The sequence below is a fragment of the Variovorax sp. CCNWLW235 genome (genome assembly GCF_037204085.1).
In the GTDB taxonomy this organism is placed as follows: Bacteria; Pseudomonadota; Gammaproteobacteria; order Burkholderiales; family Burkholderiaceae_C; genus Variovorax.
Genome location: NZ_JBBCBW010000001.1, coordinates 376,023 through 391,121, shown reverse-complemented (window position 1 = coordinate 391,121; position 15,099 = coordinate 376,023). Strand labels below are relative to the sequence as shown.

20 protein-coding genes are annotated in these 15,099 nt (G+C 66.1%); 12 read left to right on the top strand and 8 right to left on the bottom strand.

What is annotated here, in order from left to right; genetic code table 11:
- Positions 1–50: 50 nt before the first annotated feature.
- The 5 genes from V9L21_RS01955 to hemA form a co-directional block, all read right to left on the bottom strand.
- Complete coding sequence (locus tag V9L21_RS01955; RefSeq protein ID WP_337308659.1) at positions 51–554, bottom strand: cupin domain-containing protein; 504 nt, start codon at positions 552–554, stop codon at positions 51–53.
- A gap of 19 nt (positions 555–573) precedes the next feature.
- Positions 574–903: a Grx4 family monothiol glutaredoxin gene (grxD, locus tag V9L21_RS01950; protein ID WP_124960760.1), complete on the bottom strand. Its 330-nt coding sequence runs from the start codon at positions 901–903 to the stop codon at positions 574–576.
- Positions 904–934: 31 nt separating this feature from the next.
- Complete coding sequence (prmC, locus tag V9L21_RS01945; protein WP_337308864.1) at positions 935–1,783, bottom strand: peptide chain release factor N(5)-glutamine methyltransferase; 849 nt, start codon at positions 1,781–1,783, stop codon at positions 935–937.
- A gap of 2 nt (positions 1,784–1,785) precedes the next feature.
- The gene (prfA, locus tag V9L21_RS01940) at positions 1,786–2,874 is read right to left on the bottom strand and encodes a peptide chain release factor 1 (RefSeq protein WP_337308657.1); all 1,089 of its coding nucleotides are present in this window, start codon (positions 2,872–2,874) and stop codon (positions 1,786–1,788) included.
- 98 nt (positions 2,875–2,972) lie between these two features.
- Positions 2,973–4,244, bottom strand: coding sequence for a glutamyl-tRNA reductase (gene hemA, locus V9L21_RS01935; protein WP_157615526.1), 1,272 nt, complete (start codon positions 4,242–4,244; stop codon positions 2,973–2,975).
- A gap of 151 nt (positions 4,245–4,395) precedes the next feature.
- Between hemA and V9L21_RS01930 the strand changes: the two genes are divergently transcribed.
- Positions 4,396–4,674, top strand: coding sequence for a hypothetical protein (locus V9L21_RS01930; RefSeq protein ID WP_337308655.1), 279 nt, complete (start codon positions 4,396–4,398; stop codon positions 4,672–4,674).
- A 149-nt stretch (positions 4,675–4,823) separates the two neighbouring features.
- Positions 4,824–5,600 carry a Crp/Fnr family transcriptional regulator gene (locus V9L21_RS01925; RefSeq protein WP_258502139.1) on the top strand — a complete coding sequence of 259 codons (777 nt, stop codon included), beginning with the start codon at positions 4,824–4,826 and terminating at the stop codon, positions 5,598–5,600.
- A gap of 33 nt (positions 5,601–5,633) precedes the next feature.
- Here V9L21_RS01925 and V9L21_RS01920 read toward each other — a convergent pair whose 3' ends face one another.
- From V9L21_RS01920 to flgA, 3 genes are all read right to left on the bottom strand, one after another.
- Positions 5,634–6,089: a flagella synthesis protein FlgN gene (locus tag V9L21_RS01920; RefSeq protein ID WP_337308653.1), complete on the bottom strand. Its 456-nt coding sequence runs from the start codon at positions 6,087–6,089 to the stop codon at positions 5,634–5,636.
- Complete coding sequence (flgM, locus tag V9L21_RS01915) at positions 6,086–6,382, bottom strand: flagellar biosynthesis anti-sigma factor FlgM (RefSeq protein WP_157615518.1); 297 nt, start codon at positions 6,380–6,382, stop codon at positions 6,086–6,088. Before flgM ends, V9L21_RS01920 begins: the two co-directional genes overlap by 4 nt.
- An 82-nt stretch (positions 6,383–6,464) precedes the next feature.
- Positions 6,465–7,178 (bottom strand): flagellar basal body P-ring formation chaperone FlgA, encoded by a 714-nt coding sequence (gene flgA / locus V9L21_RS01910; protein WP_337308651.1) that lies wholly within the window; start codon positions 7,176–7,178, stop codon positions 6,465–6,467.
- A gap of 165 nt (positions 7,179–7,343) precedes the next feature.
- Here flgA and flgB point away from each other — a divergent pair, with 165 nt between their 5' ends.
- The 10 genes from flgB to V9L21_RS01860 all read left to right on the top strand — a co-directional run bounded on the left by flgB (position 7,344) and on the right by V9L21_RS01860 (position 15,085).
- Positions 7,344–7,748, top strand: a complete 405-nt coding sequence (gene flgB, locus V9L21_RS01905) for a flagellar basal body rod protein FlgB (RefSeq protein WP_157615516.1) — start codon at positions 7,344–7,346, stop codon at positions 7,746–7,748.
- A 38-nt stretch (positions 7,749–7,786) separates the two neighbouring features.
- Positions 7,787–8,182, top strand: coding sequence for a flagellar basal body rod protein FlgC (flgC, locus tag V9L21_RS01900; protein ID WP_337308862.1), 396 nt, complete (start codon positions 7,787–7,789; stop codon positions 8,180–8,182).
- Between the two features lie 25 nt (positions 8,183–8,207).
- The gene (locus tag V9L21_RS01895) at positions 8,208–8,894 is read left to right on the top strand and encodes a flagellar hook assembly protein FlgD (RefSeq protein ID WP_337308649.1); all 687 of its coding nucleotides are present in this window, start codon (positions 8,208–8,210) and stop codon (positions 8,892–8,894) included.
- An 89-nt stretch (positions 8,895–8,983) separates the two neighbouring features.
- Entirely contained in the window at positions 8,984–10,198 is a 1,215-nt protein-coding gene (flgE, locus tag V9L21_RS01890) for a flagellar hook protein FlgE (protein ID WP_258502135.1), read from the top strand.
- Between the two features lie 7 nt (positions 10,199–10,205).
- On the top strand, positions 10,206–10,955 hold the full coding sequence (locus V9L21_RS01885) for a flagellar basal body rod protein FlgF (protein ID WP_337308647.1): 750 nt from the start codon (positions 10,206–10,208) through the stop codon (positions 10,953–10,955).
- 38 nt (positions 10,956–10,993) lie between these two features.
- Positions 10,994–11,776 carry a flagellar basal-body rod protein FlgG gene (gene flgG / locus V9L21_RS01880; RefSeq protein WP_126746958.1) on the top strand — a complete coding sequence of 261 codons (783 nt, stop codon included), beginning with the start codon at positions 10,994–10,996 and terminating at the stop codon, positions 11,774–11,776.
- A complete protein-coding gene (locus V9L21_RS01875; protein WP_337308646.1) occupies positions 11,773–12,456 on the top strand; it encodes a flagellar basal body L-ring protein FlgH in 684 nt (227 codons plus the stop codon). The genes flgG and V9L21_RS01875 overlap by 4 nt, the downstream gene beginning before the upstream one ends.
- Before the next feature lie 4 nt (positions 12,457–12,460).
- The gene (locus V9L21_RS01870; protein ID WP_443304488.1) at positions 12,461–13,576 is read left to right on the top strand and encodes a flagellar basal body P-ring protein FlgI; all 1,116 of its coding nucleotides are present in this window, start codon (positions 12,461–12,463) and stop codon (positions 13,574–13,576) included.
- Between the two features lie 8 nt (positions 13,577–13,584).
- Positions 13,585–14,562: a flagellar assembly peptidoglycan hydrolase FlgJ gene (gene flgJ, locus V9L21_RS01865; protein WP_337308644.1), complete on the top strand. Its 978-nt coding sequence runs from the start codon at positions 13,585–13,587 to the stop codon at positions 14,560–14,562.
- A gap of 10 nt (positions 14,563–14,572) precedes the next feature.
- A complete protein-coding gene (locus tag V9L21_RS01860; RefSeq protein WP_337308642.1) occupies positions 14,573–15,085 on the top strand; it encodes a chemotaxis protein CheW in 513 nt (170 codons plus the stop codon).
- Positions 15,086–15,099: the final 14 nt, after the last annotated feature.

Sequence of the window (15,099 nt, the reverse complement as noted above, 5' to 3'; positions counted from 1 at the left end):
CCCATTCCGCCGACTGCCGCGGAACCGGGTTCGCCCGGCTGCCGTAAAGCCTAAATCCCGCCGTGCGGGTGGGTCGGATCGACCCAGAGCACCGATTCCGGCTTTTCCACCGGCTCGATGTCGAGATTGACGGCCACCGCTTCGCCGTCGCTGCGGCAAAGCACGCACTCGAGCGGCTCGGTCGCGCTGGCGTTGATTTCCTGGTGCGGCACGTAGGGCGGCACGTAGATGAAATCGCCCGGTCCGGCTTCGGCCGTGAACTCGAGCTTTTCTCCCCACCGCATGCGCGCGCGGCCGCGCACGACGTAGATCACCGATTCAAGAGGCCCGTGGTGATGGGCGCCGGTCTTGGCATCGGCATGGATGGTGACGGTGCCGGCCCACAGCTTCTGCGCACCGACACGGGCAAAGTTGATGGCTGCCGCCCGGTTCATGCCGGGCGTCTGGGCCGTGTTGACGTCGAGCTGGTTGGCCGCGACCACGCGCACGCCGTCGTGCTTCCAGGCCGGCGCCGAAGCGCCTTCGTGCGAGTGGCCTTCGTGGTCGTGGCTCATGGCGGGCGCCTGAAAAGAATCAGGCGGGGTTGCTGCCGCCCAGCACTTGCTGCAGTTCGCCCGACTCGTACATCTCCATCATGATGTCCGAGCCGCCCACGAATTCGCCCTTCACGTAGAGCTGGGGAATCGTCGGCCAGTTGCTGTATTCCTTGATGCCCTGGCGGATGCCGTCGTCTTCGAGCACGTTGACTGTCTTGAGCGTCTTGGTGTCGACGCCGACCGCCTTGAGGATCTGGATGGCACGGCCCGAAAAGCCGCACATCGGAAAGCTCGCGTTGCCCTTCATGAAGAGCACGAGGTCGTTGGTCTTGACGAGATCGTCGATGCGTTGTTGAGCGTCGGACATGGGGACTCCTGAAAAAGTGGGCTTGAGGGGATTATTTCACCGGGCGCCAGATTCCGCCGGAACAGCGCGCGATGCCGGCAAGGTCATCGCGGCTTTGAACTTCCGCGAACCCGCGTGTTTCCAGCAACTGGCGCACGGCCACGGCCTGGTCGTGGCCGTGTTCCAGCAGCAGCCAGCCGCCTTCGGCAAGGTGCAATGGCGCGCTCTGCACGATCTGGCGGATGTCGTCGAGCCCGTCGGCCCCTGAAACCAGGGCGGTCGAGGGCTCGTGCCGCAGCGCGGGCAGATGGGGATCGCCGACGGCGATGTAGGGCGGATTGCTGGCGATGACCGTGTAGCCGCTGTCCGCGCCGTCCAGCCAATGGGCCTGGCTGAAGTGCACCGGCAGGCCGAGGCGCTCGGCATTGGCCCGGGCGACGGCCAGCGCGTCGGCGCTGGCATCGACCGCATCGACCTGCGCATCCGCGCGCGCATGCTGCAGCGCCAGCGCGATGGCGCCGCTGCCGGTGCCCAGGTCGAGCACGCGCGGCGCATTGCGGCCGTCGAGGCATTCCAGGGCCCAGTCGACCAGTGTTTCGGTGTCGGGGCGGGGCACCAGCACCCGCGCGTCCACCTGCAGGGCCAAGCCGTGAAATTCCTTTTCCCCGAGCAGGTAGGCCACCGGTTCGCCCTTCAGCCGGCGCGACAGCTGCTGCGCGAGCGCAGTCCACGCCGGCTCGGACATGGCATCGGTGTCATGTGCCAGCAGCCACGCGCGTTCGTGCGGCGAACGGCCGAGCGCATGCAGCAGCAGCAACTGGGCGTCGAGCCTGTCGACGCCCAGCGCCACCGCGGCGGCCAGCGCCTGGGCTAGGGTGGACGGTGTGCTGGCGGTCGTCATCGTCACGCCGGCAGGCTCGATTCGAGTTCGGCCAGCTGCTCGGCCTCGCGCGCGGCGCGCAGGGCGTCCAGCACGTCGCCAAGGTCGCCCTCCATGATCGCCAGCAGCTTGTAGAGCGTGAGGTTGATGCGATGGTCCGTGAGCCGGCCCTGCGGAAAGTTGTAGGTGCGGATGCGGTCCGAGCGGTCGCCGCTGCCGATAAGGCCTTTGCGCATGGCGGCGTCCTTGGCGGCGCGCTCGCTGCGCTCCTTTTCCTGGATACGCGCGGAGAGCACCTGCAGCGCCTTCGCCTTGTTGCGGTGCTGGCTGCGGTCGTCCTGGCACTCGGCCACGATGCCGGTCGGAATGTGCGTGATGCGCACCGCCGAGTCGGTCTTGTTGATGTGCTGGCCGCCGGCACCGCTCGCGCGGTAGGTGTCGATGCGCAGGTCGGCCGGGTTGATCTGCACCGCCACCGTCTCGTCGGGCTCGGCCAGCACGGCCACCGTGCAGGCGCTGGTGTGGATGCGACCCTGGGTTTCGGTCGCCGGCACGCGCTGCACGCGGTGGCCGCCCGACTCGAAGCGAAGGTGCCCGAACACGTCGTCGCCGACGATGCGGATCACCACTTCCTTGTAGCCGCCGAGCTCGCTTTCGCTCTCGCTCACCACCTCGCAGCGCCAGCCGGCGCGTTCGCAATAGCGCGTGTACATGCGCAGCAGGTCGCCCGCGAACAATGCCGATTCGTCGCCGCCCGTGCCCGCGCGGATTTCAAGGAATGCGTTGCGCGCATCGTCCGGGTCCTTGGGCAGCAGCAGGCGCTGCAGTTCTTCCTCGAGTTGGATCAGCTCGGCCTCGGCACCCGCGATTTCTTCCCGCGCCATCTCGGCCATGTCGGGGTCGTCGAGCATTTCTCGCGCTCCGGCAATGTCGGCTTCGCGCTGCTTGTAGCGCTCGTAGCGGCCCGCGATCTGCGTGATTTCGGCATGCTCGCGCGAAATGGTGCGGTACTGCGCCATGTCGCTCATGATGTCTTCGCGCGACAGCAGGAAGTCGAGTTCGCCGAGGCGCTGCGCGTAGCGCTCGAGTTGGTGGCGCAGAAAAGGTTTCACGTCGAAAAAGGGCCGAAGAAGGATGGGAAACGCGGCTCGCGGCGGCAAGGCGCGGGATGGCCGCGGCAACCAGGCCGGGCCGGCGGCGGCAAGCGTCGCTAACGCTCTTTGCGCAGGAAGAGCCGCGAAATCGTCTGGGCCGTCTGCTCGCGCGAAGCCGCATCGCCCGCGTGCAGTTCGGCCAGCGCGCCGTGCAGCATCTTCTGCGTGAGCCCGCGCGACATGGCCTCGAGCACCGCATCGACCGATTCGCCCTTGGCCAGCAGCTTGCGCGCGCGCGCCATCTCGGCGGCGCGCCACTCGTCGGTCTGCGCGTTGAGCTGCTGGATGAGCGGCACCGTGCCGCGCTGGCGCAGCCAGTGCATGAAGCTTTGCACGCCGGCATCGATGATGACTTCGGCCTGCGCCACCGCGGCCTGGCGGTTGGCCTGGCCCTGCTGCACCACTTGGGCGAGATCGTCCACGGTGTAGAGATAGATGTCTTCGAGCGCCTTTACTTCGGGCTCGATGTCGCGCGGCACCGCCAGGTCGACCATGAACATCGGGCGGTGCTTGCGGGCCTTGAGCGCGCGCTCCACGGCGCCCAGGCCGATGATCGGCAGCGTGCTCGCGGTGCAGCTCACCACAATGTCGAATTCCGCAAGCCGGCTCGGCAGGTCGGCCAGCCGCATGGCCTCGCCACCGAAGCGCGAGGCCAGCTTTTCGCCGCGCTCCAGCGTGCGGTTGGCAATGGCGATCGACTTCGGATCCTTGGCGGCGAAGTGCGTGGCGGCCAGGTCGATCATTTCGCCGGCACCCACGAACAGCACGCGCGTCTGGTGCAGGTCTTCGAAAAGTTGACCGGCCAGCCGGACCGCTGCGGCCGCCATGCTGATGGAATGCGCGCCGATCTCGGTGGCGGTACGCACTTCCTTCGCGACCGCGAAAGACCGCTGGAACAGCTGGTTGAGCGTGCTGCCCAGTGCGCCGGCGGTTTCGGCCGCGCGCACGGCGTCTTTCATCTGACCGAGAATCTGCGCTTCGCCAAGCACCATGGAGTCGAGCCCGCTGGCCACCCGGAAGGCATGGCGCGCAGCCTCGTCGTCGTGCAGCGTGTAGGAGTGCGAGCGCAGCAGCGCCGGCGCCACGCCGCCGTTTTCGGCCAGCCACCCGACCGTGTGGTCGAGCGCGGCGTGTTCGGCGGCGCAATAGATCTCGGTGCGGTTGCAGGTCGAGATGATTGCGGCCTCGACCTGCGGATGGCGTCCGGAGGCGAACGAACTGCGCAAACTCTGCAGCGTGGGGGCCAGCTGATCGAGCGCGAACGCAAAACGACCGCGCAGATCGAGCGGCGCGGTCGTGTGGTTCAACCCGAGGGTCCAGACTGACATATCTCCTGATTATAAAATCAGCAGGAGCTGCGCGGCTGCCGAGGGGTTTGCCGCATAGCCTGCAACATGAAAGCACGAAAGGGCGCCGCGGGCGCCCTTGGCTTTATCTGGCGGTCCTCGCCTCGATCCCTCCCTTCACGTTTCCCCTCCCATGTCCTTGCTGGATCTTCTCAACCACCTGCTCAACTTTGTGGCGCCCGCCTTGGTCGTCGGGTTCCTGTGCGCGCTGGCGGGCCGGGTTTTCGGCCGCCGGGCGGCGGGTGCGCCGGCCTTGTGGATCCAGGGGGCTGTCAACTTCGGCGTAGGGGTGCTGGTGCTCTTGGGAGGGCTGGTCTTTTCTGGTCGTGATGGCGCGATGCTCACCTACGCAGCGCTCGTGGTGGCCTGCGCTACAAGTCAGTGGACGGTCTCGAAAAGTTGGAAGAAATAGGTCGGTAGCAAAACAATTGTTACGCGTTGCGTGTCAATATGTTACTTAGGTTAATATATTAATTGGAGTGGTAATTTTTCACACTTGAGAACGATTTTGGGCAAACTGCCTTGAGCATGTATTGGCAAGGCGGCCCACGGACGGTATAGATGTATTTGCATCCTCTTATTGCCAGCGTTCCCCAGGAAGAGCGGGCAGCGTTTGTCCAGCGCATCGAACTTCGTTCCTACCGCCGAAACGAGGTCGTGCTGGGTGCGGATGACTGGACCGACCGTGTGTACTGCGTTGCCACCGGCCTGCTGCGGGTGGTGGTGCAAGGAAGCGAGGACAGCGGCGATGTCACCACCGACTTCATACGCCAGGACGATCTCTTCCTGAACGCCGCTCCCATCGAGGAGCGCTACCAGCCCGGCGCCATGTTGATCGCGGCGTTGCCCACCTCCCTTTACCTGGTACCCACCCTGGAGTTGCGCGCCCTGTGCGAGCGGCATCCGGCCGTGACCATGGGGCTGCTCGAAGTCGTGATGAAGCGCACCACGGTGCTGCGCAGGCAGATCCGGCAGATTTCCTCGGCCTCGTCCGAACGGCTCATCAGCCGCATCCTGCACGAGCTCACGGTGCTTGCCCCGGGTACCGGTGGCGGCTACGACAAGCGCATCACCCAGTCGGTCATCGCTTCTTATTCAGGGCTTTCCCGGATGCAGGTCAACAAGACCATGCGGGACTTGGAACGCCGCGGCCTGGTCAGGCGCGACGAGCACGGCGTCTATGTTCCGCCGCATTTCGCGTCGTCGGACTTCCAGGAGCTTGCGCCGGGTGAGGCGAGCCCCCCGAGCCCGCCCGCAAACCCGCCCGGCGAGGTGGGCCCGTCGTTCTTTTCGGAATTGTTCGAAGCGCCCAAATCGGGCAAGCCACGCAAGGGCTGAGCCGCTCGGGGCGGCCGTTCCCTGGCGTCCTGGCTAGCCGACCGCCAGCCGGGTTCCCGTGCCGCTTGCAGATTTGCGGATGCCGTCCGGCCCGTAGAAGGGCTGGGCGCTGGCCTGCAGGTAGTGCAGTGCGTTCTGCGTGAAATCCAGCTGGCTGTACACCATCGATCCGTTGCGGCGGTTGTCCGCCCTGGCTTGCTGCGCAAGTTCGACCAGGGCTGTCCAGGCGGCGAGCGACGCTTCGCCGTCAGCGGCCGCGGCCGCATCGGCGCCCGCTCGGCCGGGTTCGAATCCGCGCGCCACCTGGGCCGACTCGCGGGCCTGGTCGAGTGCCGCCATGCGGTCGAGCAGGCCTGTCTTGCGTTCGGTCAGATGGGGCAACTCCGCGAAGCGGCCGTTCTTCATGGCGTCCGCTTCCTGGTCGAGCAGAGCCAGGAATTCCTCCACGCACGACTTCTCGGCCAGCAGGTGAACCAGCACGGTGTTCACAGCTTTCCGTTTTCGTGCAGCAGTTCGCGCACGCTGCTCAGCAGGCCGCGGGCGATCCGCTCGGGATGAATTTCATAGCGTCCGGCCCGGATGTCCTCGCGGATCGCGGCCACGCGGGCTGCGTCGAAGTCGGCGTTGGGTGCGTCGGGCAGCGAATGCACCTGGCCCGACGAGAGCTGCACCACGTCCTTGCCACCCTGGACGGCCTCGGTGCCGCTGGCTGGCGATGACGATGCACCCTTGCTGGTTCGGGTGAGCAGGGTGGCCGAAGGGGCGGATGGATCGATTTTCAAGATGGTTCCTCAAAGGGCTGCCTTGTGTATCGGCAGGTCGGGCCAAAACTTTAGGGCTTGGCGCATCGCACTGTGAATTCGGCTACTGCGCCAGCCGGATCTGGCCTTCCTCGTCGGCCACGCCGCTGACCAGGCGGCCGTCCAGGGTCTTGGCCCGCACTGTAGAGCCCGCCCCGGCGCTGGTCATCGCCCGGGCTTCGGTACTGACACTGTAGCCCGGTCCCTCGGCAACGACCTTGACCGTCTGGCCCTGCTGGATCACGGACACGCCGCGCACCAGTTCGCGCCGCAGCGGCGCCCCCGATGCAATGCGGTTGGCCGCCACCACGCCGTCGAGCTCCGCGGCGTCGGTGACGACGGAGCGGGGCAGCGTGGTGAGGTCGCCGTTTCGCGCGGCAAAGTCGCCTGCGCCCAGGGGCTTTCCGGTCTCGACGTTCCGTAGCGCGACGAAGTAGCGCCCCTCAACCGCGACGTGGGCCAGCACGAAGCGGGTCCACGGCTTCTGGTCCGAATGGCAACGCAGGCCGACCGACACGCGGCCCCAGGCCGCCGCGCCGCGAGGCAGAAAAGCCTCGAGCGCATCGCAGGGAGGCAGCGGGCCCGAGCCCGGCGCCTCTACGCGGATGCCGACCTTGCCAGGCAGCCCGGCGGTTTGCGCCTGCAGCAATTTGTCCACGGCGGCGCGCGCGTCGCCTGTGAGTGGCGCCGCGGCAACGGATGTCGCCGCTGCGAGTCCTGCCGCCAGGGCTGGCAGCACGATCTTCAGGAGGCGCTTGTGGGAGTGGGTTTTTTCCATCATGGGTGCCCGGCAATTCTAGGAAGACGCACCCGATCCGAAGATTCGAAGTGCACCCCAAATGCCCCTTTGTTCGGCCCATTGCGAAAGCAGTGCATGCATAGACTCGCTTTCCATCAGTCGCCATGCCCGCCAGGGACGCGATGCCACAAATGATGGAAACACATGATCGACAAGCTGGATGCGGCACTGCGCTTCAACCGCGAAGCACTCAATCTTCGGACACAGCGCCAGGAAGTGCTGGCCGCCAACATCGCACACGCCGACACGCCCAACTACAAGGCGCGTGACTTCGATTTTGCAAGCCGCCTCACGCAGGCGGTAGAGCAGGGCCGCGGGGGCCAGTCGGTGCAAATGGCCGCCACCTCGTCGCGCCACATTCAAGGCCAGGCCTCTTCGATGCCCGACCGCGACCTGCTGTACCGCGTGCCGAGCCAACCCAGCATCGACGGCAACACCGTCGAGATGGATGCCGAGCGCATCAACTTCGCCGACAACGCGCTGCGCTACGAGGCCAACCTCACGGTGGTCAGCGCCAAGATCAAGTCGCTGCTCGCCGCGGCGCAATAAGCACAGGAGAGCTACGCATGCCGCATCCCAGCGCATCCATGAACATCTTCAGCGTGGCGGGCTCCGCCATGTCCGCCCAGTCGCAGCGCATGAACGTGACGGCGAGCAATCTTGCCAACGCCGAAAGCGTGGCCGGACCCGACGGCAAGCCCTACCGCGCCAAGCAGGTCGTGTTCGAAGTGGCCGCCTCGGGGCAGCAGGACATCGGCGGCGTCAAGGTCGCGCGCGTCGTCGAAGACGCCTCGCCGCTGAAGATGGTCTTCGACCCGAAGAACCCGCATGCGAACGCCGAAGGCTACGTGTCGATGCCCAACGTCAACGTGGTCGAGGAGATGACCAACATGATCTCCGCGTCGCGCAACTACCAGGCCAACGTCGAGGTGCTGAACACCGCCAAGACCCTCATGGTCAAGACGCTGAGCATCGGCCAGTAACCCCGTACATACCCAACAAGAAACCATGGCCATTTCCGACACATCCTCCATTTCCGGGCTCAACGCAGCCACCGCCGCATCCAGCGCCGGCAATACCTCCGAGGTGGACAGCGAACAACGCTTCCTGAAGCTGCTGGTGACGCAGCTCAACAACCAGGACCCGCTCAACCCGATGGAGAACGCCGAGCTCACCTCCCAGCTCGCGCAGATGAGCACCGTGAGCGGCATCGAGCGGCTCAACACGGCACTGAACGGCCTGGTGAACCAGACCGGTGCCAACCAGGTGCTGCAGGCAGCGTCTCTCATTGGCTACAACGTGCTGTCGCCCGGCAACACCATCGGCACCACCGAACCGAAAGCCGGCGAAGAGCCGGCGGCCGTGCCGTTTGCGGTGCAGCTGCCCGGCACGGCCGGCGAGGTCGAGGTGAAGATCGTCAACGCCGCCGGCCACACGGTGCGCACCATGTCGCTCGGCTCAATGACCGAAGGCGTCAACGCCGTGAGCTGGGACGGCAAGGCCGACGACGGCACGGTGGCACCGCCCGGTTCGTACACCTTCAGCGTTTCGGCCAACAACAACGGCGCCGACGTGAAAGCCACCTCGCTGGTCTTCTCGCAGGTGGCAGCAGTCAAGCAAGGCGCCGACGGCATCACGCTCGAGCTGATGTCGGGCAACAGCATCGGCCTGGCCGATGTGCGCATGTTCCTCTGAGCATCCGCGGCATGTGTTCTTCATCGGCAGCGGCCCTGGCGCCGCGAGCCACTTCCATTTCTTCCTCGCACTGAAACAAGGATTCGATCATGGGCTTTTCCCAAGGTATCAGCGGCTTGTCCGCAGCCGCCGCCAACCTGGACGTCATCGGCAACAACATCGCCAACTCCAACACCGTCGGCTTCAAGTCGGGCGCGGCAACGTTCCAGGACGTGTATGCGGGCTCGCGCGTCGGCCTCGGCGTTGCGGTGTCGGGCATCGTGCAGAACTTCACCCAGGGCTCGGTGCAAACCAGCAGCCGGCCGCTGGACATCGCCATCCTCAACGGCGACGGCTTCTTCCGGCTCAGCAGCCCGAGCGGTGAGGTGATGTATTCGCGCAATGGCCAGTTCACGCGCGACAAGGACGGCTTCATCGTCAACGCCGCCGGCCTGCGCCTCACCGGCTACGGTGTTTCGGCCACGGGCGGCCTCGACGGCGGCACGCCGGGCCCGCTGCAGGTTCAGACCACTGCCATGAACCCCAAGGCCACCACTGCCATCGAAGCCCGCTTCAACCTGGACATGCGCGGCACGGTGCCCACCAAGACGCCGTTCTCTCCGACCGATTCGGACACCTTCAACTATTCGAACGCGCTCGGGCCGATCTTCGATTCGCTCGGCAGCCCGCATGAACTCGGCGTCTTCTTCGTGAAGACCGGTGCCAATGCCTGGAACGTCTACGGTGCGGCCGACGGCGCCGCGCTCAACGGCGGCGCGCCGATCTCCACGATGACCTTCGACGGCAACGGCAACCTGCTCACCCCCGCGGGCGGCTCGATCACCCTGCCGACGATGAACTTCGGCAACGGCTCGGTGGCGCTCAATGCCACGGTGGACCTGTCGGGCACCACGCAGTTCGGCAACGCCAACGAAATCAACGCCCTCAAGCAGGACGGCTACACCTCCGGCACGCTGACCTCGTTCTCCATCAACCCCGACGGCACCATCACCGGCAAGTTCTCCAACGAACAGACCACGCTGATGGGGCAGGTCGTGCTGACCTCGTTCGCCAACCCCAACGGACTGGAGCCCAAGGGCGAGAACGTCTGGGCCGAAACGCTGGCCTCCGGCCAGCCGCTCACCGGCACGCCGGGCGCCGGCACCAAGCAGGGTTCGCTTGCTTCGGGTGCATTGGAAGCCTCCAACGTCGACCTGACCTCCGAACTCGTCAACCTCATCGTCGCGCAGCGCAGCTACCAGGCCAACGCACAGACGGTGAAGACGCAGGACCAGGTCGTCCAGACGCTGATCAACATCCGCTGAGTAGCTTATGGACCGCATGCTGTATGTCGCGATGAGCGGCGCCAAGCAGGCAATGGAGCAGCAAGCCTCCGTCGCCAACAACATGGCGAACGCCTCCACGCCCGGATTCCGCGCGCAGATCAACAGCTTTCGCGCAGTGCCCGTGACCGACGGCGGCCCGGAAGCGTCGACACGCTCCTACGTGGTTGCCACCACGCCGGGTGCCGACTTCAGCCATGGTCCGCTGACCGAAACCGGCCGCGCACTCGATGTGGCGGTGCACGGCGACGGCTGGCTCGTGGTGCAGACGCCTGACGGCGGCGAGGCCTACACCCGCGTGGGCAACCTGCAGGTGAACGCCGAAGGCCAGCTGACCACCATGGGCGCACGCCCGGTGCTCGGCGATGCCGGCGCACTCGTGGTGCCGCCCGGCTCCGCAGTTTCGATTGCCGCCAACGGCCTTGTCACGGCGCGCGGCGCCGGCGACCCGGCCATCGGCATTGCCGAAGTGGGCCGGCTGAAGCTGGTCAACCCGCCCACCGCCGATCTGGTGCGTGGTGCCGACGGCCTCTTTCGCATGCGCGAGGGCCTGCCGCCCGCCGAAGCCGATGCCGCCGTCACGGTGACCACCGGCGCTGTCGAGGGCAGCAACGTCAACGGCGTCGAGGCCATGGTGGCCATGATCGCCAACGCCCGCAGCTTCGAAATGCAGATGAAGTCGATGCGCACCGCGGACGACAACGCGCAGTCGGCCAACAAGCTGCTGGCTTACGGCTAAAGCCTGCGCCCTACACAACTCCCAAGGAACTTTTCACCATGATGCGCTCGCTCTACATCGCCAAGACCGGTCTCGATGCACAACAGACCCAACTCGACGTGGTGTCGAACAACCTCGCCAACGTCGGCACCACGGGCTTCAAGCGAAGCCGCGCCGTGTTCGAGGACCTGATGTACCAGAACCTGCGCCAGGTCGGCGGCCAGACTTCGGACCAGACCCGCCTGCCTTCAGGCCTGCAGGTCGGCACCGGCGTGCATGTGGTCGCCACCGAGCGCATCCACTCGCAAGGCAATCTCACCAAGACCGACAAGCCGACGGACGTTGCCATCAACGGCGGCGGCTTCTTCCAGGTGCTGATGCCCGACGGCACCACCTCTTACACGCGCGACGGTTCCTTCCAGACCGATCGCGACGGCCAGCTTGTCACGGCCAGCGGCTTTCCGGTGCAGCCGGCCATCACGCTGCCCGCCAACGCGACCAGCCTCACGGTCGGCCGCGACGGCATCGTGTCGATCACGCAGGCCGGCTCCACCAACACGGTGCAAGTCGGGCAACTGCAGCTGGCCACGTTCCTGAACCCGGCCGGCCTGCAGAGCAAGGGCGAGAACCTCTATGCCGAAACCGACGCGTCGGGCGCACCCAACCAGGTGAACCCCGGCATCGACGGCGCCGGCATCCTGAGCCAGGGCTACGTCGAGGCGTCGAACGTCAACGTGGTGGAAGAACTCGTGAACATGATCGCCACCCAGCGCGCCTACGAGATCAACAGCAAGGCGGTCCAGACCTCTGACCAGATGCTGCAGCGCCTGGCCCAGTTATGACCCGCCTCAACCTGCGCCTGGTGCTGCCGGTTGCCGCCGTGCTGGCCTCGGGCTGCGCGCAGATTCCGCGGGAACCGCTGGTGCACCAGCCGATGACGGCGCGGGCGGAGAACATGGCTTCTGCGCCGCGGCGCGCGAACGGCGCGATCTTCCAGGACGGCCCTGGCGGCAGCGCGCTGTTCGAAGACCGCAGGCCCCGCAACGTGGGCGACATCCTGACCATCGTCATCAGCGAGCGGGTCAACGCCAGCAAAAACTCCGCCGCATCCGCAAGCCGCAACGGCAGCCTGGCGGCCGATTTTGCCGGCGGCATTCCCAAGCTGCTGGGCTCGCTGCTCGACGGGCAGGACGCCAAGCTGTCCGGCGGCAACAAGCTCGATGCCAAGGGTGGCGCCAACGCCAACAACACCTTCAACGGCGTGATCACGGTCACCGTGGTGGACGTGATGCGCAACGGCAACTTGCTGGTCAGCGGCGAGAAGCAGATGGGCATCAACCAGGGCACCGAATACATCCGGTTCTCGGGCGTGGTGAATCCGCGCACGGTCTCGGGCAACAACACCGTGCCCTCCACCCTGGTGGCCGACGCACGCATCGAATACACGGCCAAGGGCTACATCGACGAAGCGCAGCACATGGGTTGGATGCAGCGCATCTTCCTCAATGTCATGCCGTTCTAGCACCATGAAAAACATCTGCAATACCGTGCGCCGTATCGGCCTGCTGGCGCTGTGCGCCATGGCCCTGCATTCACCCGCCCATGCCGAGCGGCTGAAAGAGCTCGCAAGCATCCAGGGCGTGCGGGACAACCCGCTGATCGGCTACGGCCTGATGGTGGGCCTGGACGGCACCGGCGACCAGACCATGCAGACGCCGTTCACCACGCAAAGCCTGAACAACATGCTGCAGCAGCTCGGCATCACGATTCCGCAGGGCGTGAACATGCAGCTGAAGAACGTGGCGGCAGTCATGGTCACGGCCACGCTGCCATCGTTTGCACGCCCCGGGCAGAACATCGACGTGACCGTGTCGTCCATGGGCAATGCCAAGAGCCTGCGCGGCGGCACGCTGCTCATGACGCCGCTCAAGGGCGTCGACGGGCAGGTGTATGCCATTGCGCAGGGCAACATGGTGGTCGGCGGCGCCGGCGCATCGGCCAACGGCAGCAAGGCGCAAGTCAACCAGCTCAGCTCGGGCCGCATTCCGGGCGGCGCGCTGGTCGAGCGCGGCGTCGAGGCGCCGGTGGGCGGCGAGGGCACGTTCTCGCTCGAACTCAACCGGTCCGATTTCGGCACGGTGCAGCGCGCGGTCGATGCCATCAACCGGCAGTTCGGCCCCGGCACCGCGCAGGCGCTCGATGCCCGCGTGATCCATGTGCAGGCCCCCGCGCCGCAGGAGCGCGTCGGCTTTCTCGCACAGCTCGAAAGCCTTGAAGTCACGCCCACGCAGGCAGTTGCACGCGTGGTCGTCAATGCGCGCACCGGCTCCGTGGTCATGAACCAGGCGGTTCGCGTGAACGACTGCGCGGTGGCGCACGGCAACCTCTCGGTGGTCATCAACACCGAGCCCGTGGTGAGCCAGCCCAACGCCTTCGCAGGCGGGCAGACCGTGGTCGGCCAAACCTCGCAGATATCGATCAACCAGGGCGGCGGCGCATTGCAGATGGTGCGCGGCGGTGCCTCGCTGGCCGACGTGATCAAGGGCCTGAACAGCCTGGGCGCCAACCCGCAAGACCTGGTGTCCATCCTGCAGGCGATGAAAACCGCCGGCGCACTGCGCGCCGAGCTCGAAATCATCTGAGTAACGGCATGGCAATCACGGAAAGCAGAAGCAGCGGCGCGCTGGACCAGCGCCTTGCACTCGACGTACAGAGCGTCGATGCATTGCGCCACACCGTTCGCACCTCGCCTGAAGAAGGCCTGAAGCAGGTGTCGCGGCAGTTCGAGGCGCTGTTCATGAACATGGTGCTCAAGAGCATGCGCGAGGCCACGCCCTCCAGCGGCCTGCTCGAGAACCGCGACGAGAAGGTCTACCTCTCGATGCTCGACCAGCAGCTGGCGCAGAACCTCTCGGGCCGCGGCGTCGGCCTGGCCGAAGCCATGCTCGCGCAGCTCAGCCGCGCCTCGGCGTCCGGCGGTGAAGCGGAAGGCGGCATGGAGGCCATGCCGCTCGCGCCTCGCGTCGCCGGGATGGCGCTCACGCCGCAGTCGGGCATTCCCGTTGGCTCGGCGCCGTCTTCACCGGTGCCGGCAAGGGCGCCCGCCGCATCGGTCGACCTGAGCATCTACCAGCGCAACAGCGAGCGACCGGCCACGGCCGCTGTCGCATCGCTGCAAGGCAACGTCGACAGTTTCGTGCAGCGCATGGGCGGCTCCGCGCAGGTGGCCAGCGCCGCCAGCGGCGTGCCCGCGCCGCTCATTCTTGCGCAGGCCGCACTCGAGTCGGGCTGGGGCAAGCGGGAGATCCGCGCCGACGACGGCACGCAGAGCTTCAACCTGTTCGGCATCAAGGCCGACCGCAGCTGGAAGGGCCCGGTGGTGGAAACCACCACCACCGAATACGTGGACGGCGAGCCGCAGCGCATTCGCGCCAAGTTCAGGGCCTATGCGTCGTACGACGAAGCCTTTACCGACTACGCCAAGTTCATCACGCGCAATCCGCGCTACGCCAACGTGCTGGCGGCCGACACGCCGGCCGAAGCCGCGCACGGCCTGCAGAAGGCCGGCTACGCAACCGATCCCCAGTACGGGCAGAAGCTCGTTCGCATCATGCAGAAGTTCAGCTGAAGGAATTCATATGGCAGAGATCATCGCCCCCGCACAACCCAACCTCCGAGGCGGCGCCGCGCCGGCCGTTTCCAGCCGGCTGGAGGTCGTGACCTTCACGCTGGGCCAGGAAGAGTACGGAATCGACATCCAGAAGGTGCAGGAGCTGCGCGGCTACGACGCGGTAACGCGCATTGCCAACGCACCTGAATACATCAAGGGTGTGGTGAACCTGCGCGGAATCATCGTGCCGATCATCGACATGCGCATCAAGTTCCAGCTGGGCGCGCCGACGTACGACCAGTTCACGGTGGTGATCGTGCTGAACATCGGGGGCCGCGTGGTGGGCATGGTGGTGGACAGCGTGTCGGACGTGATCACGCTGAGCGCAGAGCAGATCAAGCCTGCGCCGGAGATGGGCGCCGTGCTGGACACGGACTACCTGATCGGCCTTGGCACGCTGGACGAGCGGATGCTGATCCTGGTGGACATCGACAAGCTGATGTCCAGCGACGAGATGGGCCTGATCGAAAAAGTCATCTGACATTGATGCATACG